Source organism: Sphingobacterium sp. (genome assembly GCF_039596235.1).
GTDB lineage: Bacteria > Bacteroidota > Bacteroidia > Sphingobacteriales > Sphingobacteriaceae > Sphingobacterium.
In genome coordinates this window covers 62,641-86,656 of record NZ_JBCNKE010000012.1, presented here as the reverse complement: position 1 = coordinate 86,656, position 24,016 = coordinate 62,641, and the positions used below count along the sequence as shown (strand labels likewise).

Here is a 24,016-nt window from a genome sequence, read left to right as displayed (position 1 = left end):
ATGCGTACAAGTCCATCGCTATAGCTGAGGGTAGTTGAAATGTGCGCATCGTTTGTATCGCGGGAATCCATTATATTGTTTTATGCATCAGGTGCAGCGTAAAGCATATTTATTTTATCAGAATTTATTATGACGGAGATGGAATTTGTAACAACCGGAGATGGCTCGAAGACATTGTACAATGCGCAGATAGGAGAATGTTACCATTCTAAGCATGGTGCTGTTCAGGAAAGCAGGCATGTATTTATCAAAACGGGTCTAGATCATTACCTGCAGAAGTCAGGAGCTTCGGAAGTAGCTATATTGGAAATAGGATTTGGTACAGGGCTTAACTTTCTGCAGACAGCTGATTTCATTCGGGACAAGTCATTTCAGGTCGACTATGTTGGTATCGAGGGATTTCCGTTGCCCTTGGCAACTATAGCAGCAACAGGCTATCAGGAGAACGTGGATGCACGTGTTTGGGCGGCATATTTGCAGCATTACGAAACCGCATTGCGAGAGGAAGTTCAGATTCACGAGCGTTTACAGCTTAGCATTGCCCATACGCTATTGATGGATTTTCGAACTGAAAAACAATTTGATGTTGTTTATTTTGATGCATTTGCCGCTATACATCAACCTGAGATGTGGAGCGATGCTGCTTTGGCGCATGTCGCCCAGTTCGTTAAACCGGGTGGTGTTTTTGTGACTTATGCGATTACCGGCAATCTCAAACGCAGTATGAAATCTTTGGGCTTCTCTATTGAAAAGGCGCCCGGTGCACCTGGAAAAAGGGAAATGTTGCGGGCTACAAAACTATTGTAATTGCTATATATAACGTATCTTTTAATTCAATGGCATTAAATAATAAAAGCACTAACAATTGCGGCCGGATGAAAACTTTTATTATTTAATAATAGACGTTTCTGGCGATGGAAGCCATAATATTCGATGTTCATGCCAACAAGGATGCTTGTCGCATCTTTATAGTTTACATCAAAAGATAGCTGTTCTAATTCGACGATTTTGGGTCGCGTGTGCAGGTTGATGGGGACCTGGGGACTATGGACATGAATGTATTGTTGCTGTTCAAAGTTGAGCATGGCAATAGAGAGGTTAATGACGAGCAGGTCGCAATTTTTTGGCTGCCGGATCTCCTTTTGTTTATCAAATTTTGGAAACTGGATGGTAAGTTGTTTATTATCCAATAATCGGATCTCCGGATCGAAATGCATAAAGTCCTGCAGATGACATTTTTCGTTGAATTGAAAATTGACCAAGCGGTTTATCTTATTGCTGTGTATGGATTTTTCATTCGCTATATGTCCACCTGGGCCGCTTACTCGCTGCAGCTGAGTGACTAAGCGATTGTGCATGTCGCTATCATACAAACCTATATGCACTTCTGCCATCATACGCCGGATATAAGCACCTATTGCACTGGTCACTCCAAAGCCTGCTGAGGCAGCCTTTGTTCCTTTGGTCTGTTTTGGTTTCCGTCCTGCTTTTGTTTGGACGATTGTTGTTTCGTTCGATTGTCGAAAGACTACGTTTCCAACTAAGCCTTTCAGATTGCCATTTTCTATCCTTGCCATGTCGTAAATTTATGTATTTAATTTACTGAAAAACAAATAGTTGTTAACTTTTAATAGATTTGAAATTGGGCTTTGCCTCCCATTTTAAATATGGTAATCGTTGTCGAAGGCCAATTATTAAACTCATAACGAAAAAGTACTGCAGCATGTGCTGAACGATATTAGGTTGCGGGGAACCTCATTCGTATCTCGGTCGGGAAAGCTTCGTCATAGCGTCGGGTTGTGAGCACACTGTGAGCAGCATGAGTCCGTGGTGAGTCCGAGTCAAACTCGGAAATAGGGCGGTAACAGGTTGGTTGGAATATGCACTTACCTGCTTCCTGGTGCGAATAAGGGACGAAATTGACCCGAAGCAGTTCCGAAGGATTGTCAAATTGCTTGTTAACTCGGACTACGTTCTGAAAAACGATTCGTATATGTAGTATTAATTTATAAATGATTGAATATTATACTTATTTGTATTTAATTTCTATTAATTTAATTTGAATTATTTCGATAATTCTATTCTTTTGTTTAGATTTTAAATACACGTAGTTTGAGGCGTTTTATTTGTCTTGTTAGCGTAGTGTATACTATTGTTTGTAATTCATCTTATTAACATCATTGATGTTGGTTTTAAGTTAATTAACATGATTTTCCACATTTTACAAGCCGCTAAGTAACCGAATATAATTATCAATATACGATAGCTTATCTTTTGATTTATATTGCTGGATATACCGGGGGTGATCCAAAATGGTCATTTTTCCGAATAGTTTCTCTTTCTGATTGATTTTGGCCAAAAAGGAGGCATTCTTTTTTCCTAACACAAATACTTCCTCAGTTTCTAGTCCCATTGAAATATGCTGTTTTAGCGATTCGACCATAAATGGCTTTACCATGTCAAAAAGCTGTTTATCGTCGTAATAGTTTGCATTGATCCAGCTGTTGGGTTTAGTCTCCCGAACGATAGCGAGTGGAAAAGGAGAATTAATGTAAAATTGTTTGTAGAAGAGTTCGGCGCCACCAAAAGCCAGGATCATGTCATACATAAAGACGGAGGAGATTTCATGCGTATGGGCAGATTGCATTTTTATATCGCAGACACTGTATAGCCGTTTGGTATCTGTAAAAGGGACGCCCGTCACACCGGCGCCATGTCTACTTGGATTGATACCGATGATAAATTTACGTTTGAGATTGTCATTATAATACTTATTGTAAAATTGTTGCATAACGACCAATGTCTCAGGGTTGTCGAGGTAGGGGTTGATGACATTAAAATCGGAAGGAAGATTTCCCTGATATTGAAGTTGTTTGTTAAATGCGATTACTTTTTCAGCAAAGGTGGTCATAATGGAACTTTTGAGAGAAAGGTACAGATTGTAAATAGCTAGGAACAGAAAAAGGGCGTTAATTGACGCCCTTTTCTTGTTTTATATCCTGATTAGTGACCTTGTGTGCCATCTACCCCATGAGAATGTCCGTGAGACAATTCTTCTTCAGTAGCAGGGCGTACTGTTAAGATCTCAATATCAAAATTCAATGTTTTACCAGCCATTGGGTGGTTTAAGTCTGCGATAACAATCTCTGGAGTTACTTCTGCAACTACAGCACGGAATTGATTTCCTTGGTTATCTTGCAAAGGCAATACTTCTCCAACTGGAGGAAGGCCTGTTTCTTTGAACATGTCCACAGGTAGTTGAGCGAATGCTCTTTCGTCTTTTTCACCGTAAGCATCTTCCGGTGCCAATTCGAAAGAAATTTTGTCACCTACGTTTAAGTCAGCGATGTTCTCTTCAAATTTAGGCAACATCATACCTACACCATATAAGAAGTCTAAAGGTTGTTCTGCAGTTGTTTCTTCAACGAAAACTTTTTCACCGTTTTCTACTGTGTGAAGTCTGTACGTCAATGCTACGACGTCGTTTGCTTTTATAGCCATCTGATTTTGATTTTTGGGAGCCTAAGGCTACCGTTTATTAAATATAATTTATTAACGCTGTTATGGAATCTTGTGGAAGACTGCAGGTCTTATTCTTGCAAAGATATGCTTTTGTTTCCGTTCCGATTCTGTTCTCTAAGAGTGGAAGACTTTCTTCTGTACCGCCGAGAACAAGTTTGTTGGGGATATAATGTTGATCCAGTTCCTTACGGAAAGCAATTGCTCCCGAACCTGTCAACGCGATTTCATTGATCCCATATATTTCTTCTAGCAATAATATTGCCCAATTTGAATAGGCCGAGCCATAAGTTTTGATTTGAGGAAAAACATTCGCCAGTAATTGGTCGGCAATCGCGGTATAATTTTCATCATCAAAAAGTAAACCCAGGCGCTTCAGCTGACGAACCATTGTTGAGGAAGAGGAGGGAATGACGTTATCCATGATCTCACTTTTTCGGGCGATCAGCTCTTCTGCTTCAACCGAGGTATAATAAAATGTTTTTTGCTCGCCATCATAAAATAAGGCAATGGCTTTGTCAGCCAGCTGCCGGGCAATGGTAAGCCATTTTTGGTCAAATGTGGCTTCATAGAGGGCTATAAAGGCCTCTATGGTAAAAGCATAGTCATCTAAGAAACCTAATATTGCGCGGTTTCTATCCTGGGGCTGATGTAATATAGTACTGTTTTCCTGGATCAGTTCCGCACAAATAAACGCAGCATTGTTTAATGCGAGATCTAAAAAGTGTGCTGTCCCAAGGCTACGGTATGCGTCTACTAGCCCTTTCAACAGGAGCGCATTCCAGGTGGTCAATTGTTTGTGATCAAGGCCCGGTCGAACACGTTGCTCCCGATAATCAAATAGTTTTCTTTTGGAAGTTTTTAAAAACTCTGCCCATTCGTCAGCTGACATATTGACCTTTGTCGCCAATTGATCGGCATTAATGGCGCAAATGGGAATATTTGTATGTTCTTCTTCCCAATTGCCGCTGTCAGTAATGTTAAAATATTGATTGAATATGGCCGCATCTTCACCCAGAATTTCGTCAAATTCAGCTTTTGAAAACGAATAGTATTTTCCCTCGATGCCTTCACTATCGGCGTCCAAAGCACTGTAAAAACCATGATTGGGAGCAAGCATTTCACGTTCAGCCCAGGCAATAGTTTCCTCGATTATTCTTTTATAGAATGGATCTTTATTGTGTTGATAGGCTTCGGCATAGAGTGAAAGCAGCTGCCCATTGTCGTATAACATTTTTTCGAAATGGGGGATATGCCAGTAATGATCTACTGAATAGCGCGCAAAACCGCCGCCAATCTGATCATAGATTCCTCCGGAGCCTATTTTTTTTAAGGTAAAATGTACATGATCCAATATGGCTTGATCGCCAGAGAGTACAGCATATTTTAAAAAGAAAGACCAGTTGTTGGGAAGCGGAAATTTGGGTGCTCTTGTATAACCGCCTTCTTTCTTATCGAAGGTTTCGCTCCAGGGAATAATAATTTCTTCGAGATCTTTGTGTGTGTATTGTTCGGGAATGGGGTGGATAGGAAGTTTCTCGGCCCGCTGGATACCATTATTCAATTTATTGGCATAATCCAGCGCTACTTCAGGTTTTTCTTCCCACATCTGCGCAACCTGTAACAGGATATTTTGCCAGTCGTGTGGCTTGAAATAGGTACCTCCATAAATCGGGCGACCATCCGGCAGACAGATGCAGTTCAAAGGCCAGCCCCCCGAATTGGTCATCAACTGAACCGCAAGCATATAGACTTGATCGATATCTGGGCGTTCTTCGCGGTCAATTTTGATGGACACGAAAAATTTGTTCATGGTTTGGGCGATAGCTGTGTTTTCAAAACTCTCCCGCTCCATCACATGACACCAATGGCAGGCTGAATAGCCGATGCTGACAATAATAAGTTTATTTTCGTCTTTTGCCTTGTTTAAGGCTGCGGTCCCCCACGGCATCCAATCCACGGGATTGTGTGCGTGCTGTTTAAGGTAAGGGGAATTTTCAAACTGCAGTTGATTCGCCATAAGGCGAAGGTAGTGAAAAAGGAGGAAAGATAGCTGTTGTAGCGTAGCTTTCAGTTTTTTCGTTTAAGAAGTTAGTGTTCAGGGGAAGAAAACTTGTTGTAATTTAGTCTGTTGCCTGTAGAAAACCTTATTTCGATGGGTGAAGAACTTTATTTTTTCATGACCATATAAACAGGTTAATTTGAAGGAATTCATTACTTTTACATGCGATTATTATTAGCTTTACCGAAGTCCTATGTCAAACGACGTTGACCTGCTCAAAAAGATAGTTCAAAAAGATAGAGATGCTTTTGAAACTATCTATAAAGCCTATTTCCGTAAATTGTATACATTGTCTTTTCGGTACGTGAGAAATGAAGCGATCGCCGAAGAGCTGACCAACGATGTATTTATGATGTTATGGGAAAGTGCGGATAAGCTGGCTATTAATCAATCCCTTGGAGCTTATCTATCGCGTAGTATCATCAATCTTTCACTGACTTACCTTAAGAAGAATCAACGTCTGTTGGATCAAAGTAATGACTATGTCAGGGATTTGGACCTGGCAGAGGATGATGATCAAGCTGATCTAGCCGCACGATACGAGTCTAAACTGTTGTTGATCGAAAATATACTTGCTGGGCTGCCTCCACAATGTCGGAAAATTGTGCTGATGAGCAAGTATGATAGGATGAAACAGCAGGAAATCGCAGATCAATTGGGACTGTCAATCAAGACCGTTAAGAATCATTTGACCATCGCCTATGATAAAATCCGGGTTGCCTTAGCCAAACAAAAAGAAAATCTATTGTTCTTAATCGGCTTTTTATTTTTTTCATTGGGACTTTTTGTTCAGTTTATTATCTTATAGATATGGAAGAAAACAATACTTCAAGATTTATTCCTTATGACCTGATCCAGAAAGAATTGGATGGGGTTATTTCCGTAGCGGAAGGGCTGTTGCTTGAACGTTGGCTTTCTGAACATCCGGAGAACCGTAAGCTATACGATGAAGTCCGTATGATATCCGACGATCTTGTTGTCTTACAGCAGTACAAAAATGTAGATACCGATAGCCAATGGCAAAGATTCAGTCAACGGTTGGATAAAAAGACTACCGATAAAGCAGGGCAGCGGCCAGCTGTGGTAAAAACGATCTGGCCCTCCTGGGTGAAGCTTGTCGCGGCGGCGGTGTTGCTGTTTGCCGGGGCTATTAGCTATTTGAACTTTGACCGTTGGATGGGCTTTGAAATCCGATTATATGGTTCAACAGTACAGGAACGTATTGTATTGCCGGATAGTTCTGTGATGGTGCTACATGCAGGTGCCGAAGCTGTGTTCAATACACGTACGTTTGATCAGCAACGTGTCGTGAAACTAAAAAAAGGAAAAGCATTTTTTGATGTCAGGCATACGACGGCATCGCCCTTTATTGTCGATCTGGAAAATAATTATGTACGCGATATAGGAACTGCTTTTGAAGTCAATTTGATTGCCCAAGATGTAGAGGTTCTGGTGAAAGAAGGGCAGGTGGCCCTGAGTGGTGGAAAAGGACCTTCAGCAGCGGAACTAATTCTGCAAAAGAATGAAAAGGGGGTTTTTAGATCTCAGACCGGATCCCTGTCAAAAATTGATCTTGGAGCTGAGGGCAATGATCATAAGGTAGCGCAGAAACTGAGTTACTCCAATGAGCGGCTCGATAAAATCTGTTTGGATTTGGAGAAGCGTTTTCAGACCAATATCGTTGTGGTCGGCACGGATCTAAAAGCGCGGAAACTGAGTATGTATTTTGACGGGCAGACGCTCAATGAAATTGTACAGATTCTTTCCAAGACGTTAAATGTGAAATGGAAAGCTGGTAAAAAAGGATACAGTATCTACGAATAGCGGCTGGGGATTATTAATATGAAGGGTATTATGCAGTATCGTTTCCTCATCCTTTTTGGGCTGATTATTCTTTCGGGATCAAAATTGCTGGCGCAAAATAATCTATCTGATATTCAGGTCTCCATTGATACAAAAAATAAGGAGATTATTCAGATTTTGACGGAAATCCATAAAAACTATGGACTGTCAATGTCTTATGATGAACAGATCTTCAATAGAAATACAATTTATAGCCAAAATTTCTATAAGTCCAGTCTGGAAGATATTTTACATTATTTACTAAAGGATTCGAAAATCGGATTTACGATGATCAACCGGGCATTGATTTTCTATAGGGAAGATAAGGATTTTACCATCAAAGGAAGGGTTGTTGATAGTTTGAGTGGCGAAAGTTTGATTGGTGCCACCTTAATGATTCCGGAGAAAAATAAAAGTAGCCTAAGCAATAAATATGGATTTTATTCGCTTACACTCCCATGGGGAGATTACAGTTGTTTTGTCAGCTATCTGGGGTATAAAACCCGGGTGGTCCGATTAAATTCACAATTGGAGGATGGCTATTTACTTATTAAGCTTGCTCCTGCTGATTTAAGTCTCAATGAGGTTGTGGTCGATATAGACTCTTCCCTGACCGTGCAATATACAGGTCATTTTACCGATAAAATAAACTGGCACCGGGCGCGCAGGAATACATTTTATAAAGGTGAGGCTGATATTATGAAGGTCTTACAGATGCAAAATGGCATCAATGGATTGACGGAAGGTGGCAGCAATCTATTTGTCCGCGGGAGTGGCAAGGATCAGAACCTCATTCTTCTTGATGAGGCCGTAGTCTATAATCCCGCCCATCTCTTTGGTTTGACCTCTGTTTTTAATTCGGATATCTTAAAAAATACACAGGTGTATAAAGATGCAATTCCTGCAAATTTAGGTGGACGTCTTTCTTCGATTATGGATATGAGCAGCAGGGATGGGGATGCCAATAATTTCCATGTTTTTGGCGGAGCCAGTTTGCTCGTCGCACGGCTGGGAGCAGAGGGGCCATTCGTTAAAAAAGGGAAAGGCGCTTTTATAGCTACCGCAAGGACTAGCTTATCCAGTGCGCTGAATAATGATTATAGGCTGTTTAATGTGAAAGGAAACTATAGTGACTATAATGTGAAACTGAATTATACCCTTGACAATAGAAATCGCATCTATTTATCGGGGTATTATGGTCGGGACAAAGTTACCTCTCCCACTAAAAACACCAATCGCTGGGGCAATTGGACCTCTACCTTACGCTGGAACCACGTGCATAGCTCGCGATTGTTTATGAACCTTTCCGCAATATTCAGCGATTACCACAATAAATTGGATATCAGCAAGCCCGAATCTCCGGATACGCAAACTTGGCTGACGCGAATACGTGATATCAGTTTGAAGTCAGATTTCACCTATTTTATGGGTTTGGACCGCACCTTGGATTTTGGTCTTCAGGGAACATTACACCGTTTTAAACCGGGTGAGATATCGCCTATAACGAATAATAATGAGGATAATATTTTTAGAGCGCAGGCCTATGATTATGCAGGTTATATTTCATTCAACTGGAAGGTGGATTCTGCATTCCGTGTTATTGTAGGCACGCGGGTGAATGCTTTCTTTAATACATCTTTTGGCCGTTATTATCTACTTGGCGTCGGCCAGTCAAAACCATTGGCAAGTGATGCCGAAAAAAAGAAATCGTATTATGGGCTTGAGCCCCGTCTTTCGCTGCAATATAAGTTTGGAATAGACTATGCGTTGCGGTTGGGCTATAGTCGGAGTTATCAATATTTGCAGCTTCTGCAAAATGATGAACTTGCATTTTCATCTTTGGAGGCGTGGGTGCCGGCCGGGCCAAATATAAAACCGCAGTATGCGGATGTACTTTCTTTCCGCCTCAATCGATTATTGTATAAAGGAAATATTGGGCTGGAGGGCTATTGGAAAAAAATGGGAAACCAGGTCGAGCTGGTTGACCATGCGCAACTCATTCTCAATCCCTTTATCGAAACGCAGTTGCGCCAGGGCAGTGGTAGGGCATATGGACTGGAGCTGTCGGTCAACCAACGTTTTGGAGATTTATCAGCCACTTTACTATACAGTTGGTCTAGATCTTTCCGTAAGATAAATGGGATCAATAAGGGAAGGGAGTATGTGGCTAACTTTGATATCCCACATGTACTTAAGAGTAATTTGTCTTATGATCTGGGGCGCAATATCCATTTAAGTGCCTTCTATACGATTCACACAGGAAGGCCCCTGACTTATCCAATCGGATTTATGGAATATGAAGGAATTTATGTGCCGGTTTATTCCAGTCGTAACTCACAGCGTATGCCTACATTTAGCCGATTGGATCTGAATTGTTCAGTAGATTTGGAAACCAGAAAGCAAAGGCAAGCTGGTATACGGCATACATTGAATTTTGGTCTGTATAATGTTTTTGATCGGCGGAATCCGCTTTATTATAGTTTTTCGGAGGATGAAAATGGGAACTTGGCCATCACGAAAAATTCGTTCTCTGGAAGGGTACCATCGATCAGTTACGCAATGAGATTTTAATATGAGGCTATTTTTGATTTTTATCGGTTGTTGCCTGCTGCTTTCCTGCGAGAAGTCAGCGGTAGATGTAGGCCAATCCTATGATATGATTGTTGAAGGTGGAATCAATACGATGTATAAAGAGCAGTATATCCAACTGAAAAAACTAGATGGCCTGCAATCCAATGGGATGACTGTCGGGGTTACCGGGGCTACTGTTCGGATAGCTAATGGTCCAAATACGATCGAGTTCAAAGAATTGGGGGAAGGTTTGTATATGGGAGAGCTATTTGATCTGAAGGATACAGTAGGGAACATTTTTCAGTTGCGGATAACATTGAATGGTAAGGTTTATGAAGCACAGGACCAATTGGTGCCAACTGTACCCATTGAAAAGGCTTTTCTGCCGGTAGAAAAGCGTAGTTTTAATAGCAATTGGGAAGTCAAGGTCAGCAAACATCTATTTGGGATGAAAACTTCCAATAAATGGTTAATTGTGCCCCAGAAAAATTTTTCAAATGAAGATATCTCTACTTTTCGGTTGCCTTTTAGTTATAGTTACCGCTTAGGTGCTCCTAACGTACTGAATACATTGCTTGGACGTACTTATAACTATGAAATGTCAAAAAAGGACAGCTTGATGGTAGTTAAGTTATCCGTGTCACCACGTTATGCCCGATTTCTTTACAACCTCTTTCAGGAGACAGAATGGAAAGGCTTACTGTCTGCGGTTCCGGCCAATGTAGAAGGAAATGTCTCGGGTAATACGCTCGGTTTTTTCTATGTCATGGATGGTGTTCATAAGACAATCCCAGTAAAAGATATTAGAAACAGCAGGTAGACCGGATTATTATCTTTTATCTTGTTGACTATACTTTCGCAGCAGGAGATCACTTCTGCTTAAAACACTTCGACCTTCTCTATTATTTAATGATCTGAATAGCCTCTACTCCCCGTTTGAAGCTATTGTTACGACCATTATAGCCTATAAAAAAAATAAAAATTTCTAAAAAAAGTATTGGGACTATTTCCGCAAAAGGATGTCATTATTGAAACGTCTTATCAACTTCGCTGAATATCGTGAAGAGATAAGACGATTATCCTTTGGAGCTTATTTGTTCTTTGAATAGAATTTTAATCAACGATCTGTACAAGATCCGCACAATTGCCGCTGAGCATTTGAAAGGTAAAGCCGGCATCAAGTTTAATCTCTGCAAATGATGAAGTGCGGAGGTAAGCCGACTTTCGGGTTAGAAATTCAACCAGATCGGTCAAGGTTGGGTTGTGTCCAAATAGTAAAACATGATCGATATGATCGGGGATGGTATTGATGACTGAGAGTAAGTGCTTATAGGTGCATTCATAAATGGATTCTTCGATCTGAATATCAAATGAAGGGGATCCCATCACATCCAAAAAGACCCGGGCGGTTTGTAAGGCTCTATTGGCAGGAGAGCTGATAACGATACTGTTGTCGTTGAGCGTCAGTTTCGCTGCCAGCTTTTCTGCAACCTGTTTTGCATGCTGGATGCCTTCGGATGTCAATGCCCGGTCAAAGTCGTTTATCCCCGGAATGGTTTCAGCTTTGGCGTGTCGGATGATATAAAGTTTTTTAGTGTTGTCCATGATTAAAATTTTTGATTCTATACTAATAACGCTTTTGTGCCATGTTCATTGTGTTTTTTTGACATGAGGCACCTAACTATTGAATATGAATACAAATAATAGTAAACGAAGTTTTGAAAAAGCATATAATATATGAATAATTTTTGCACCTTATTTAATTCAATGTATCTGTCGAGGGGACTGGCCATGTACCGTTCTCTTGAAAAGTGTGCGCGGGACTTTCACCTTTATATTTTTGCATTTGATGATGAGTGCTACAGGATATTGACAAGATTACAACTCGCCAAAGCAACGATTATTTCATTGTCGGATTTTGAAGATGAGCATTTATTGGCCGTAAAACCTACTCGTACAGCAGGGGAATATTGCTGGACCTGTACACCTTCAATTATTTTATACAGCATTCGAAAGTTTGGCTTATCCAATTGTACATATTTGGATGCGGATTTATTTTTCTATGCTGATCCTGCAGTTCTGATCGAGGAGGCTAAAGGTGCATCAGTGATTATTACACCACATCGGTATACGCCAATGTACGAAGATAGTGAATCGGGTGGAACATACTGTGTTCAGTTTGTCTACTTTAAAAATTCGCCTGAAGGGATTGCCGTCTTGGAGTGGTGGCGCTCGGCGTGCATTGAGTGGTGTTATAATCGGAGGGAACCCGGAAGATTTGGGGATCAAAAATATCTGGATGTGTGGACATCGAAGTTTACTGGGATACATGTATTGGAGCACCTTGGTGGCGGAGTTGCGCCCTGGAATGTTCAGCAATATGAATTCGAACATAAGATTGGGCAAGTTTGGGGAAGGGAGCTTTCGAGTCAACAGTTGTTTCCGGTGATATTTTATCACTTTCATGCACTTAAATACGCTGAAAAGCACTCCTTCATACCTGCTGGAACTTACGTCATGACCGATAATGATATTGAAATACTTTACAAACCTTATATAAGAACATTGGTAAGTGCTGGACAAGAAATAAAATCCCTGTCAAGGACTGTTATTCCACATGAAATGAATGAAATTCCACGCATTAGAAAATCATTACGCCGTATGTTCAATTTATATATACTTGGCAAGTTTAGAGAATATTATCATCAATCCTATTTTTTAAGATAATGGCTTACCAGATCGACTTAAAGACTTTTACTGATGATCGTGGACATCTCACGGTAATTGAAAAAGTAATTCCTTTCGATGTGAAACGGATATTTTACATCTATGGGGTAGACGGATCTACCCGCGGCGGACATCGACATCATCAAACGATCCAAGCTGCGATCTGCCTAAAAGGGAGCTGCGCTATTTATAATCAGGACGCAATCGATGAGCGCGTTTTTGAATTGAATTCACCAGATCAATGCCTTATTTTGGAACCTAAAGATTGGCACCAGATGTTCGACTTTTCAGAAGATGCTATCCTGATGGTACTTGCTTCTGAATACTTTGATGCAACAGATTATATTTACGAACCTTATTTTATACATGATCGCTTACGAGAGCTTGCAGCAAGTCAATAAAGAATTTATGGATGAATATACCACGGCATTCCAGGAAGTATTGCATGGAGGTTGGTATATTTTGGGAAAACAGGTAGGGCAATTTGAGCAATCATTTGCAAACTACTGCGGTGTACAGCATTGTATCGGGGTAGCCTCTGGACTGGATGCGCTTGTACTATCCTTACGTTATTTTGGCTTTAAACCGGGGGATGAAGTGATTGTTCCTGCTAATACGTATATTGCATCGATACTCGCTGTTATGCAGGTTGGGTTAAAACCTGTTCTTGTAGAGCCCGATATACATACTTATAATATTGATCCCAAGAAAATTGAGTCGGCTATTACAACACGGACCAAAGCTATTTTAGTTGTCCATCTTTATGGAAAGATGTGTGACATGGATCCTATTCTTCAGTTAGCAACCCAATATGACCTGAAGATTGTTGAGGACTGTGCTCAAGCACATGGAGCTGATTATAAAGGTGGAAAAGCGGGGTCATTTGGTGATTTTGGGGCATTCAGCTTTTATCCGACTAAGAATCTGGGGGCTTTGGGAGATGCGGGAGCAATTACATGTCAGGGAGATGAGCTGAATAGTTCGATCCGTACACTTCGGAATTACGGTTCATCGGCTAAATATGTTTTCGATGAAGTGGGGTATAATTCACGGCTTGATGAAGTACAGGCGGCTTTCCTGTCCGTAAAATTAAAATATCTGGACAAGATTACAGCGCATAAGCAAAAGCTTGCGGGGATTTATCTACGTGAACTTAAATCTGATTTTATACGACCTACTGTGCAAACTGGATTTGAAGATGTTTACCATATTTTTGCGGTACGTCATCCTGAACGGGATAGATTGAAAAAATATCTATTAGAGCATGGGATCGGAACAGAAATTCACTATCCTATCGCCCCACATCAGCAAAAGGCGATGCAGGGAATTTTATCAGGCGTAGGATATCCGATTTCGGAGGAAATCCATCGGACGATATTGAGCCTTCCGATTTCGTATGGACATACCGAAGCGGATATCACTAAGGTTGTTGAGGTAATGAATAAGTTTTCCTAAAGTTTTTAGGAGTAATTTACGCAGAGATCCTGTCAATGGAAATTTTTTCAAGGAAAAAAATAAGGTAATACGTCTTTTGTTGGCTTTAATTTTTTTAGGATTGATATTTTCCCAGATTTCGAATGTTGCAAAGTGTAAACCTAGAGCCTCCAAAAATTGAGGTCTTTTGCATTTGGTAGCGTGCCCAAAATCATGCTGCCATTTCGAGTTGTATTTAATAATTCCGATTGTAAGCTTCGTAACCGAAAGTTGCTGGAACAGATTGAATTAAGGAAATTACCATAAGTTTCATATTCTGAGAATCCCGAAAGTGCCATATCTTTTGTCGCTATATTTTCAAGGACATAATATGGCCAAGCCTGATTGCCTGCTTTTTTGTTAAGCTCAATTAGCATTTTTTGCATCAGTTTTGTCTGGACCATGAAATGTTCAGATATAAACGAGTAATCAACTGTTTTTTTTAAACCGAGTATATTTTCCAATGTTTCAAAATAGGGGCGGTGATTTTCATCGCTCCTGTGAATTAAACCCTTGTTATCTTGGTCAAAGAAACGAATAGGTTTTAATGATATAGCCTCCTTTTTATCAATGTAGAAGTATTAAGTGCGTGTTTTCTGTATATGATGGTTTTGTTAAAAAAATCGTAAAAACAATGTTGTATTTAAATTTTCTAGTAATTTAAGTGTCTTTTATAATTAAAATTGAATAGTCATTTCCGTTTAGTTGAAAAAACAATTTATTCTGTGTGTTTTTTTATATTTTTGTGCAAAGTAAAATATTTTATATGAAAGTAATTAACCTATTTATTTTTTTTATTGTAACAGTCTTTTTTGTGGGATGTAAAAAAGAAGCAATAGAGTCAGATTTTGATCTTAGTGAGAAAATACAAAGCAAATCACAAAATTTACAAGCATTTAGTGCGGGAGACGGCCAATGGGATTTGCTTGGTTATGGTTACAATATATTGGGTGATTATGCCCATTCTAATTCGGCAACATTTCCGATTATTGATGTTGAGCGAATGAAAAGCGAACATCCAACTTATGTTATTCCATCCGGCGCAGAAACAGCTACATCTTTTTATGAAGCAGGACAAAATGCATTGGAATTTTCAAAAAAAATCACTGGTAAAATAGTTGCTAATGGTGGAGTCGACTTTCTATTTAAAGGAAATATTGACCTTCATTTCAATTCGACAGATAAGTGGTCTTCTAAATATATTTATGGTTCGTACAGTGCAATAGCTATCAAAAGACGTGTTAAAATAATAAATGACATAGCTTTGATGAGAAATTATCTTCACCAGGGATTTTTGAACCACCTAAATACATTGAGCCCAGCTGGATTGGTGAGCCTGTATGGTACTCACGTGCTAATCGATATCAAATTAGGCGGACGTATGGATGTTATATATAGAGCGGAAACTTATAATTCAGATAGAACCAAAGCTGCAACTGCGGGAGCTAAGTTTAGTTTCCTTAAGATATTTGGAACTGAAACTGAGGGTAGTTATGATGTTAACGAAGCGAAAACTAATTTTAATGAAAGTGCTTACGTCAGGACTGTAGGAGGTAGTTCAGCAGGCGCGCTATCAACTAATTTGACATATAACTCTAACTTAAATCCTGGATTTACATTTAATGCTTCCGCATGGGCCTCAGGTTTGACTGATGAAAATGCTGAGTTAATGGATATAGCTCCAAACGGGATTATTCCTCTTTATGAACTCATTTCTGACGCGACTAAACGCCAGCAATTAAAGGTTTACATCGATAATTACTTAGCGCAGAATAAAGTGGTTATTTCTTATGACAGGTTACCAGTATATCAGTATTATAATTCATCAGCAACAGGATATTTATTTTTTACAGATGTGAACAGGGGGAGTGCTTATTGGTCGCTTGAAGGAGAACAATTCAAAGCACCTTCACCGGGTACACCATTGGCTAGCCCAATACATGAATATTGGAATGAAGCTGAGTTAGATTGGATTTGGTCTTCAGAGGATATCCCTGAGATTAATGTTTCTTATGTGCCGAATAAAATTTACAAGAATGAAGGTTTGAGATTTTATGGGTTTAAGACTCAACAACCTGGTACAATTCCTATTTATTTGCATTGCAGATCCTCTAATGTCCATTTTCTTTCAACAACTAAACAATTTGCAACACCTATGAAATCAACAAAAATAGCTTTTTATGCATATCCAAAGGGATAGTTCAAATTGTTTGTTTTTGTCTATTCGATGAAATAGTGATGTTAGCATAATGTTAATCCATATATTCTGGCTAAAGTAGCAATGTGAATGAAACTCATTCACATTGCTACTTTAGCCAGAATGATTTTAGAATTAGTTCTTTGATGTCTACAGTGTTGTCGTCAGTACTTTTTTAGTGAATAACTGTTTTAGAATTATCTATTGAGAAACACCCAGCCAGTTAAAGCTGTTATCTGAAATAATAGGATGTTTTACATAGGATACCATTGAAGATCTTCAAAAACTATTACTATCACTGTTGTGCTCAATAAAGATGGTATCTAGGACTTGACATCTTGATTTGCCCAAGTTTATGTCATTCGAGACTACTATATTATAAATAGAGGTAATGAAAAAGTTTTCAGTTCATGCCTACTTAGACTATAAAGAGCTTGACTTTTATGTTTATATCTATTGTAATAAATAGATATTCTTTATTTTTGCTATAAATCTTATTGCAAGGGTTGCAGTATGGCATAAAAAGAAGAATAACGAGTTTGGATAAGAAATGTAAGAATATTAAATTTTCAGTAATTACAATTAATTATAATAATCGAAAAGGACTGGATTCGACTGTTCAAAGTGTTATAAATCAAACATACCAGGGATTTGAATTTATTGTTATTGATGGGGAAAGTGATGATGGATCTCAGGAGATTCTTGCAGCATATCATGGTCAAATAGATAAAGTTGTTTCTGAACCCGATGAGGGAGTTTATGATGCCATGAATAAAGGTATTATGCTTGCTACAGGGGACTATTTGATATTTATGAATAGTGGTGATACTTTTTATGATGATAGTACGCTCGCTATTTATGACGAGTGGGTTGATGGTAAAGGAGACGTTTACTATGGCAATACATTGGGTTTGTATGATTCGGGGAAAAGCTTGAATTTGATTCAACCTGCACAATTGACATTATCATTTTGGTTGTTTAGTTCCTTAAATCATCAGTCTACAGCTATTAGGAGGACCTTATTTTCTCAATATGGTTTTTATGCTCATCATTTTAAAATTACTTCGGACTGGCAATTTTTCATGAATTTATTTTTTCAGCATCAGCTTTCATTTATCTATATTGATAAGTTTTTGGCTAAATACGATTTACATGGAATCTCCTCCGACAGTTCGTACGCTGAGACACATACTCTTGAAAGGGAGGATTTTATTGAAAACTCCTATCCTCATTTTTGGCATGAATATATCGCTTTAAAAAAAATTAAATACCCGGAAAATAAATCTAAACGATTAATCCATTTTGAACATTTACAACAGTCTAAGATTTCGTTCCGCCTATTAAAATCCTTTATGGATGTACTATTGCTGTTTAATCCTTTAAAAAAGAAAAAGTGATTATTTTTGTTTAAATAGATTTTTAACAGAATTTTTAAACGCCCTTCGAAATTGTTTTACTGTAAAATACTTCCAGCCAAAAAATGGAGCGTTAAAGAAATAGAAGATAGTCATTTTTCCGCCGTTGTTCATAATTACTTCATACCATCGTTGGAAAATAAAACGCTTAGCACGGAGTGAAGGGGTAGAATGGGCTGGGTAAATTCGATTGAAAAGGTTAATATGGAGCTGTCTATATGAAGCGATATTGACTTCGCTCCAATTGATGGGATAAGTGATCATTTTTTGATAACTGATATCACAAGGTAGGCGGAGACTCCGTAGAATATTTTCTTTAATTGGTAAGATTTGATTTTCGAGCTCCTGTGCATATCTCTTTGATAATCCTAAAGTATGGTCACGGTAAAAAAGAAGGACTTTGTTGAGATTGGCAACAGGATATTTCGTTGAAATTCGTAAAAATAAATCATAATCCTCCGCAAGGGGAATGCGATACCCTTTAAATTCTCTAAATACTTCAGTTCTCATCATAACAGATGAATGGTTGAAATTGTTCTCTAAAAGCATACAATATCGGAGTAAACTTGGGTCTGTTTCGCTCGTAAATTGTCGTCCGGTTGGAACGTCTGCGGAATCTATGAGGTCAGCATGGCCGCCTATTAAAACATACTCTGGATGAGCTTCAAATTCATTTAATAAGGATTCCAGTCTATCATGGACAGCAATATCATCGCTGTCCATGATAGCGATAAATGTTCCCTTGGCCTCCTCTAATGCTCTATTTCTTGTGAAGACAACGCCTTGATTACGATCGTTTTGTAGTAATCTGATTCTGCTGTCCTCTATTTTTTTGATTTCATCCAAAGTGTTGTCTGTCGAACAATCGTCAATAATTAGCAGCTCAAAGTGTGGGTAAGTTTGGTTCAGAATGCTTTGTATTGCTGAGTAGATGTATTTTTCTGTATTATATGCGGCCATCAAGACCGTTACTAAAGGGCGTTGTGAATTCATTGTATGTTTACCTGATGAGGGAGGTATAGTAAAAATAATTTTGTAATTAGGAAACGTAAGTTTTGTTAAAAACGATACAATACTCCTTTTAGTAAGCTAAACTCGAGTATTTTGCAATACCGATTAATCCATTATTTTTTTTATCAATGATTGATAGTTATATTGAAAAGTTTCTTTGTTGAAATGTCTTCTAACCAATCTCTGTCCACATTCGGAGAATGTGGGTAGTATTGTACGATCTGCATCAATAGATTTTAACTTATCTATAAACTGATTTACTAATTTACTTTCGTCAATTGAATTATTTATTAAAAAACCTGTCTGAAAATCTTCGTTTATATAGCTTGGTATTTCTCCTACATTGGTAGTTAAAGGAATGGCACCTTGAGCCAATCCTTCCAGTAAAACCAAAGGCAATCCTTCAAATAATGATGTTAGCATAACGAAATGAGCTTTTGAATAAAATTCATTTAAAACGTGCTTATCTAAAATTTTCCCTATTAGTTCCACATTATCTCTAACTGAATCTTTATATTTTTCAAATTCACCAATCATAAAAAACTTAAAAGGTAATTTCAACTCATAACAGATTTTGGTGATTTCTATAAATAGTAGCGGTCTCTTTTCTTCAGAATCTCTACTAACGAACAGTATAGTCAAATCATTTTTATAATCTTTTTTGACAAATTCTGTTGGATAATCTACTTTATTTGGAATAACTTTTATACGATCCGCATAAACTGTTGGAATCCCCTTTTGACCATAAAATTCAATTTGTTTTTTGCGTTGAGATTCGCCCAAAACTACCCTAGCATCTAGTTTCGGAATATGTTCTAGTGAATAATTATCCATAGAGTAGTCATATTCTCCTAAGAAGGTGTGAATAAGGTCAATACATTTTACGCTTGTTGATAATAATGGAATTAAGTCATAAAAAAAACGTGAGTTACAGCCGAAAAGTATAACATTGTTCATGGCATTAATTTTTTTCGCAATGATTGGTAAGAATTTTTTTCGATATTTTGGTCTCGATCCCCAGATATACAATTCTACCAGCGTAGAAATCTGCTCAAATTCTTTTTTTAGATCAGTGTCTTGCGATTGCTCTGTAATATAACATGTCATATTGTACTCAGATAGCGACTTCATAATATCTAAATGCACGCGCTCGGCACCGCCAGTATTATAATGCGGAAAAAAGAAAATTATATCACTTGATAGATTTTTTGTTATTAATCTAATTTTAGGATAATTTATTAAAGATGTTAATTTTGTTTTCCATTTTTTTTGTTTCTTCATCAATTTTATTTGTTTAAAAAAGCACGGTCTTAGTATATTCGATTGTAAGATTGGCAGTTTTAAAGAAAAACACTATCTCTGCTAGACCTTAGCTTATATTAAATTTTACTAGCTATAACACCTAAATTTATGAGACTTTAAATTTATAAAAAAGAAATGAGTAATTTATCGAGTGGGCCTGCGACCTACTCTATGATACGATTTTTAGTTTGTAATATCTGTTTTCGTTTTAGGAAGTATGATTCGATAGTCATTGAAGGTGCTTGCTTGTCTTATGGTGTTGTCTAGTTGTCTATTTGCTCATAATTTTTCGGTTGGCATGATCAGGGGGCTATTGGGATTTTGTATTCATTGATAATGAAATATCAAGTTCTTTATCTAAATGTTTTATATTTACAGAATAGATACGCATCGTTATTTGTTAACAATAATAAGGTGGATTCTGTATTTTCATAAAAGTATATAAAAGTATAATGAGTCATTTAGTAAGTATTATAATACCATGTTATAATAATGCAGATACAATTCGAGAAACTTTAGATTCGGTTTATAATCAATCTTATAAAAATATAGAAGTTATTGTTGTGGATGATGGATCATTGGATAATTCTGGAGAGAGGATAAGGGAACGTCAAATACAGAATCCCAATTTGATTCTCCTTACTCAAGAAAATAGCGGGCCAGCGGCAGCAAGAAATTATGGTGCATCTATTTCTACGGGACATTACCTCGTTTTTTTGGATGGTGATGACAAAATACATACGGATTATATTTCGACTTGTGTAGGCTGTTTCGAGCAAGATCCCACATTAGATCTAGTATATCCTGTAACTGAATTGTTTGAAAATGAGGAGGGAATATTTAATTTGGCGGATTTTGATCCTCAAACCATATTAACACAAAATTGTTTTCCGATCGTCGCGATGATACGTAAAAAAGATTTCCTTGAAAATGGGCAATTTGATGAGAAGTTGAGAATTGCAGAGGATTGGGAAATGTGGATCAGGCATACGAGAAAGTTTCCCAACGTGAAAAAAATACAAAAAACATTATTTTTTTATCGGAAAAGGGCTACTATGAATTCGATTTCTGACCTCAATAAAATCAATAACATTATTGATGATGCTCATTTGTATGTTTACAATAAACACTATGCGCTATATCGGGAAGTTGGCTGGGATATCATCGATTTATTGTCTTCCAGAAGGGAATATTTGAAATACAAAAATAAATATTACAATCAATGGTTTAAGAAATTATTTCTTTTTTTTACTGGAAAAATGAAGTAATTCAAGTCATTAAAATCCAATCATAATCACAATATATGAATTATTCTGTATTTTCTTTTTAGTAGTCTTGTTGCATTTTTTATCTTATTTTCGTTTATATAACTGGTGTTAAATCGGACAAAAAAGCTTTTGTAAATGGTATTAAATGCTAGATTTTACTAAACACTACAATGATTTTAGGTACTATAATCGCATTTGATACTTTAGGAAAAGTAGTTTAATAATAATTTCGAAGATAAAAACCAGTATAACGTATTGATTTTTTAATACATTTTAAATGTCTAATAAAAAAAAGATCCTTTATTTTGTGCCAGATAATCCTTATCAAGGGCGGGCGGGTAATATCACTCGCTTCACTCAGATGCTTGATTATTTTAATCACAATAGCCAAGAATTTACAGTAGATTATGTGACAGAGCGACTCTGGGGAAATTGGGATGATGCCTCTATTGAAAAATTTAGGGTCGCTTATCCAGCAATCAACCTTAAAATAATTGACCGTAAAGTTCCGCGGTCAACTTTTCTTCAATACTTATTCAAATATAAAATACCCGAGGTATTATTCAACTACTTTAGACATAAAATAGATTTTACAACATGGTACCTGAAGAAAAATTTCAGGTCGATGACAAAGGATGAAACCTATGACTTTGCGATAATCAGCTATGTTCATTGGGGAAATCTGGTCAAAGAGCTGAAAAACTACAAAAAGGCGATTATTGACACGCACGATTTTATCACCGGCCAATATGCCACCTGCCATAAAGGAAATCATTTGAGAATATCCAATATTTTCAAAAACGAACTCAAGATTCTCAATCAATTTGATGAGATATGGACCTATTCGGTTGAGGAAAAATATATTTTTGAGCAATTTACCAGTCGTTCCGTACAGCAGCTTCCCATCTCATTTAAGCAAAATGTTTTGGAAGGACAAAAGGACAGTATCTCTTCTAAACTTATCTATATCGCCAGTAATAATCCACATAATGTTAGAGGAGCAGATTGGTTCCTGAAAAACGCTTTACCATATATCGACCCCAATATAAGGATAGTTGTTATTGGTAAAATATGTGAGCATTTTCCGGATACGGAGCAAATTGTAAAATTGGGAATGGTAGATGACTTGGATGCACAGTATCGTGATGCCAAAGTAGCAATATGTCCGATGATCAGCGGTACTGGAATAAAAATCAAGGTCGTTGAAGCGTTGTCCTATGGCTTGCCTGTCGTTACTAACCCGAGAGGAATAGATGGTTTATTTAATAAAAAACAAAACGGTTGTATTGTAACCGAATCTGGGAAAGAATTTGCTTCAGCGGTCAATCGTCTCTTTTTGGATGAGCCTTATTATCATACCATCCGTCAGGAAGGATTGGCATACTTTGCCGCCAATCACACCATAGCACAGGAAGAAGAGTTTTTAAACAGAACGTTTCTATCCAACAATGAATAAAATGATTCGCTAGGCAATTCGGCCTAGAAATTTCAATCATGATTTGGGGATAAAAAATATGAAAAACAAGCTGAACAGCCTATCTTTGTTTAACGATAGCGAATGAAGAAAAAACAGATCATATTTGATGCCGAACGGATGAAATATCCTCATACAGGTTTATTTCATTTTTGTAAGCAATTAGGTCAAGCTTTATTAAAGAAGACAACGGATCCCTATGAGATGGTGTTTTATACAAATAACCCCGCTAATGAGGATTTTGGAACAGAAGCAAACTATTATCAGCAAAAATCATTGCAGAAATTCTGGATGCCCCGATTTTCCAACAGTGATCTTTGGCATTCTACCTTCCAGCTTAGTTCATATTTTCCACGTAATCATAAAATCAAGGTTCTTTCTACCATTCATGACCTGAACTTCTTGAAAGAAAAGAAGTCAGTCGAAAAAGAAAAGAAGTATCTGAAAAACTTACAGACAAATTTAGATAAGGCGGATATTATTGTTGCCATATCAAATTATGTAAAGAAAGACCTCGAAGATTATTGTAATTTAAGGGGAAAACCACTTCACGTGATCTATAATGGAAATAATATTGATCAGAAATATTTAGATCAGCTAGATAAATCGCAGGATAATACCCTTAAACCCTTTATTTATTCTATCGGTACCATTAATCGTAAGAAAAATTTTCATACGTTGCTTTATTTATTGGTTGGGAATGATTTGGAATTGATTATTAGCGGTATTATCGCAGAACCGGATTATAATCAATATATTCTTGATTTAGCGGTTGAACTTGGAGTTGCGGGAAGAGTAAGGCTCACCGGGCCGATAACAGAAACAGAGAAATATAATTATTTAAAGAATTGTGCTTTATTTGCTTTCCCTTCGATAGCAGAGGGCTTTGGATTACCTGTTATTGAGGGGATGTCATTCGGTAAGAAGGTTCTGTTATCCACTTATACTTGTCTTCCTGAAATTGGAGGACCCGAAGCTTTCTTTTTAGAATCCACAGACCCGGAATATTTGATCGAATTTGGGAAATCCAACCTGATGGATATTATCCATGGGGAGGACCGTACTCCTGAAATTAAATCCTGGGCTGCCCAGTTTTCATGGGATAAAGCGGCAGGTGAATATTGGGAACTTTATAAGAAACTTTTGAAATAAGGG

The 24,016-nt window shown here is 37.8% G+C and carries 21 protein-coding genes; 13 read left to right on the top strand and 8 right to left on the bottom strand.

From position 1 onward, the window contains the following. Nucleotides 1-138 precede the first annotated feature (138 nt). A complete protein-coding gene (gene mnmD / locus ABDW32_RS21965; RefSeq protein WP_343565972.1) occupies nt 139-807 on the top strand; it encodes a tRNA (5-methylaminomethyl-2-thiouridine)(34)-methyltransferase MnmD in 669 nt (222 codons plus the stop codon). Nucleotides 808-842: 35 nt separating this feature from the next. Here the strand turns inward: mnmD and ABDW32_RS21960 are convergent, their stop codons facing one another. The 4 genes from ABDW32_RS21960 to ABDW32_RS21945 all read right to left on the bottom strand — a co-directional run bounded on the left by ABDW32_RS21960 (nt 843) and on the right by ABDW32_RS21945 (nt 5,539). Then, complete coding sequence (locus ABDW32_RS21960) at nt 843-1,577, bottom strand: hypothetical protein (protein WP_343565971.1); 735 nt, start codon at nt 1,575-1,577, stop codon at nt 843-845. 644 nt (nt 1,578-2,221) lie between these two features. Further along, nucleotides 2,222-2,911, bottom strand: a complete 690-nt coding sequence (locus tag ABDW32_RS21955) for an SMUG2 DNA glycosylase family protein (RefSeq protein ID WP_343565970.1) — start codon at nt 2,909-2,911, stop codon at nt 2,222-2,224. 92 nt (nt 2,912-3,003) lie between these two features. After that, on the bottom strand, nt 3,004-3,501 hold the full coding sequence (locus ABDW32_RS21950) for a peptidylprolyl isomerase (protein WP_077438840.1): 498 nt from the start codon (nt 3,499-3,501) through the stop codon (nt 3,004-3,006). A 37-nt stretch (nt 3,502-3,538) separates the two neighbouring features. Continuing rightward, a complete protein-coding gene (locus ABDW32_RS21945) occupies nt 3,539-5,539 on the bottom strand; it encodes a thioredoxin domain-containing protein (protein ID WP_343565969.1) in 2,001 nt (666 codons plus the stop codon). A 235-nt stretch (nt 5,540-5,774) separates the two neighbouring features. Here ABDW32_RS21945 and ABDW32_RS21940 point away from each other — a divergent pair, with 235 nt between their 5' ends. Genes ABDW32_RS21940 through ABDW32_RS21925 form a run of 4 tightly spaced genes read left to right on the top strand, consistent with a single transcriptional unit; the run spans nt 5,775 to nt 10,814 of the window. Next, nucleotides 5,775-6,389: an RNA polymerase sigma-70 factor gene (locus ABDW32_RS21940; protein WP_343565968.1), complete on the top strand. Its 615-nt coding sequence runs from the start codon at nt 5,775-5,777 to the stop codon at nt 6,387-6,389. A 2-nt stretch (nt 6,390-6,391) separates the two neighbouring features. Beyond that, entirely contained in the window at nt 6,392-7,405 is a 1,014-nt protein-coding gene (locus ABDW32_RS21935; RefSeq protein WP_343565967.1) for a FecR domain-containing protein, read from the top strand. Nucleotides 7,406-7,435: 30 nt separating this feature from the next. Then, entirely contained in the window at nt 7,436-9,994 is a 2,559-nt protein-coding gene (locus ABDW32_RS21930; protein ID WP_343565966.1) for a TonB-dependent receptor, read from the top strand. Nucleotide 9,995: 1 nt separating this feature from the next. Continuing rightward, the gene (locus tag ABDW32_RS21925; RefSeq protein ID WP_343565965.1) at nt 9,996-10,814 is read left to right on the top strand and encodes a DUF4249 family protein; all 819 of its coding nucleotides are present in this window, start codon (nt 9,996-9,998) and stop codon (nt 10,812-10,814) included. Nucleotides 10,815-11,107: 293 nt separating this feature from the next. Here the strand turns inward: ABDW32_RS21925 and ABDW32_RS21920 are convergent, their stop codons facing one another. After that, the gene (locus tag ABDW32_RS21920) at nt 11,108-11,599 is read right to left on the bottom strand and encodes a histidine phosphatase family protein (protein WP_343565964.1); all 492 of its coding nucleotides are present in this window, start codon (nt 11,597-11,599) and stop codon (nt 11,108-11,110) included. Nucleotides 11,600-11,731: 132 nt separating this feature from the next. Between ABDW32_RS21920 and ABDW32_RS21915 the strand changes: the two genes are divergently transcribed. The 3 genes from ABDW32_RS21915 to ABDW32_RS21905 are packed head-to-tail and all read left to right on the top strand — an operon-like array spanning nt 11,732 to nt 14,176. Then, entirely contained in the window at nt 11,732-12,721 is a 990-nt protein-coding gene (locus ABDW32_RS21915) for a glycosyl transferase (RefSeq protein WP_343565963.1), read from the top strand. Then, a complete protein-coding gene (locus ABDW32_RS21910; protein WP_343565962.1) occupies nt 12,721-13,122 on the top strand; it encodes an FdtA/QdtA family cupin domain-containing protein in 402 nt (133 codons plus the stop codon). Before ABDW32_RS21915 ends, ABDW32_RS21910 begins: the two co-directional genes overlap by 1 nt. Beyond that, the gene (locus ABDW32_RS21905; protein ID WP_343565961.1) at nt 13,088-14,176 is read left to right on the top strand and encodes a DegT/DnrJ/EryC1/StrS family aminotransferase; all 1,089 of its coding nucleotides are present in this window, start codon (nt 13,088-13,090) and stop codon (nt 14,174-14,176) included. The genes ABDW32_RS21910 and ABDW32_RS21905 overlap by 35 nt, the downstream gene beginning before the upstream one ends. Before the next feature lie 140 nt (nt 14,177-14,316). Here the strand turns inward: ABDW32_RS21905 and ABDW32_RS21900 are convergent, their stop codons facing one another. Next, nucleotides 14,317-14,580, bottom strand: a complete 264-nt coding sequence (locus ABDW32_RS21900) for a hypothetical protein (RefSeq protein WP_343565960.1) — start codon at nt 14,578-14,580, stop codon at nt 14,317-14,319. A gap of 380 nt (nt 14,581-14,960) precedes the next feature. Between ABDW32_RS21900 and ABDW32_RS21895 the strand changes: the two genes are divergently transcribed. After that, nucleotides 14,961-16,394, top strand: coding sequence for an MAC/perforin domain-containing protein (locus tag ABDW32_RS21895; RefSeq protein WP_343565959.1), 1,434 nt, complete (start codon nt 14,961-14,963; stop codon nt 16,392-16,394). 536 nt (nt 16,395-16,930) lie between these two features. Then, on the top strand, nt 16,931-17,788 hold the full coding sequence (locus tag ABDW32_RS21890; RefSeq protein WP_343565958.1) for a glycosyltransferase family 2 protein: 858 nt from the start codon (nt 16,931-16,933) through the stop codon (nt 17,786-17,788). Here the strand turns inward: ABDW32_RS21890 and ABDW32_RS21885 are convergent, their stop codons facing one another. Next, nucleotides 17,789-18,799 (bottom strand): glycosyltransferase, encoded by a 1,011-nt coding sequence (locus ABDW32_RS21885; protein ID WP_343565957.1) that lies wholly within the window; start codon nt 18,797-18,799, stop codon nt 17,789-17,791. Nucleotides 18,800-18,922: 123 nt separating this feature from the next. Then, on the bottom strand, nt 18,923-20,098 hold the full coding sequence (locus tag ABDW32_RS21880) for a glycosyltransferase family 4 protein (RefSeq protein ID WP_343565956.1): 1,176 nt from the start codon (nt 20,096-20,098) through the stop codon (nt 18,923-18,925). 473 nt (nt 20,099-20,571) lie between these two features. On the opposite strand from ABDW32_RS21880, the gene ABDW32_RS21875 reads away from it, so the two are divergent. From ABDW32_RS21875 to ABDW32_RS21865, 3 genes are all read left to right on the top strand, one after another. After that, nucleotides 20,572-21,387, top strand: a complete 816-nt coding sequence (locus ABDW32_RS21875; protein WP_343565955.1) for a glycosyltransferase family A protein — start codon at nt 20,572-20,574, stop codon at nt 21,385-21,387. Nucleotides 21,388-21,664: 277 nt separating this feature from the next. Next, nucleotides 21,665-22,843, top strand: a complete 1,179-nt coding sequence (locus ABDW32_RS21870) for a glycosyltransferase (RefSeq protein WP_343565954.1) — start codon at nt 21,665-21,667, stop codon at nt 22,841-22,843. Nucleotides 22,844-22,945: 102 nt separating this feature from the next. Next, entirely contained in the window at nt 22,946-24,013 is a 1,068-nt protein-coding gene (locus ABDW32_RS21865; protein WP_343565953.1) for a glycosyltransferase family 1 protein, read from the top strand. Nucleotides 24,014-24,016: the final 3 nt, after the last annotated feature.

Bases quoted from the DNA above. Each gene is read 5' to 3' on its own strand.
- mnmD (WP_343565972.1), top strand. From the start codon at position 139: ATGGAATTTGTAACAACCGGAGATGGCTCGAAGACATTGTACAATGCG.
- ABDW32_RS21960 (WP_343565971.1), bottom strand. From the start codon at position 1,577: ATGGCAAGGATAGAAAATGGCAATCTGAAAGGCTTAGTTGGAAACGTA.
- ABDW32_RS21955 (WP_343565970.1), bottom strand. From the start codon at position 2,911: ATGACCACCTTTGCTGAAAAAGTAATCGCATTTAACAAACAACTTCAA.
- ABDW32_RS21950 (WP_077438840.1), bottom strand. From the start codon at position 3,501: ATGGCTATAAAAGCAAACGACGTCGTAGCATTGACGTACAGACTTCAC.
- ABDW32_RS21945 (WP_343565969.1), bottom strand. From the start codon at position 5,539: ATGGCGAATCAACTGCAGTTTGAAAATTCCCCTTACCTTAAACAGCAC.
- ABDW32_RS21940 (WP_343565968.1), top strand. From the start codon at position 5,775: ATGTCAAACGACGTTGACCTGCTCAAAAAGATAGTTCAAAAAGATAGA.
- ABDW32_RS21935 (WP_343565967.1), top strand. From the start codon at position 6,392: ATGGAAGAAAACAATACTTCAAGATTTATTCCTTATGACCTGATCCAG.
- ABDW32_RS21930 (WP_343565966.1), top strand. From the start codon at position 7,436: ATGCAGTATCGTTTCCTCATCCTTTTTGGGCTGATTATTCTTTCGGGA.
- ABDW32_RS21925 (WP_343565965.1), top strand. From the start codon at position 9,996: ATGAGGCTATTTTTGATTTTTATCGGTTGTTGCCTGCTGCTTTCCTGC.
- ABDW32_RS21920 (WP_343565964.1), bottom strand. From the start codon at position 11,599: ATGGACAACACTAAAAAACTTTATATCATCCGACACGCCAAAGCTGAA.
- ABDW32_RS21915 (WP_343565963.1), top strand. From the start codon at position 11,732: ATGAATAATTTTTGCACCTTATTTAATTCAATGTATCTGTCGAGGGGA.
- ABDW32_RS21910 (WP_343565962.1), top strand. From the start codon at position 12,721: ATGGCTTACCAGATCGACTTAAAGACTTTTACTGATGATCGTGGACAT.
- ABDW32_RS21905 (WP_343565961.1), top strand. From the start codon at position 13,088: ATGATCGCTTACGAGAGCTTGCAGCAAGTCAATAAAGAATTTATGGAT.
- ABDW32_RS21900 (WP_343565960.1), bottom strand. From the start codon at position 14,580: ATGCAAAAAATGCTAATTGAGCTTAACAAAAAAGCAGGCAATCAGGCT.
- ABDW32_RS21895 (WP_343565959.1), top strand. From the start codon at position 14,961: ATGAAAGTAATTAACCTATTTATTTTTTTTATTGTAACAGTCTTTTTT.
- ABDW32_RS21885 (WP_343565957.1), bottom strand. From the start codon at position 18,799: ATGAATTCACAACGCCCTTTAGTAACGGTCTTGATGGCCGCATATAAT.
- ABDW32_RS21880 (WP_343565956.1), bottom strand. From the start codon at position 20,098: ATGAAGAAACAAAAAAAATGGAAAACAAAATTAACATCTTTAATAAAT.
- ABDW32_RS21875 (WP_343565955.1), top strand. From the start codon at position 20,572: ATGAGTCATTTAGTAAGTATTATAATACCATGTTATAATAATGCAGAT.
- ABDW32_RS21870 (WP_343565954.1), top strand. From the start codon at position 21,665: ATGTCTAATAAAAAAAAGATCCTTTATTTTGTGCCAGATAATCCTTAT.
- ABDW32_RS21865 (WP_343565953.1), top strand. From the start codon at position 22,946: ATGAAGAAAAAACAGATCATATTTGATGCCGAACGGATGAAATATCCT.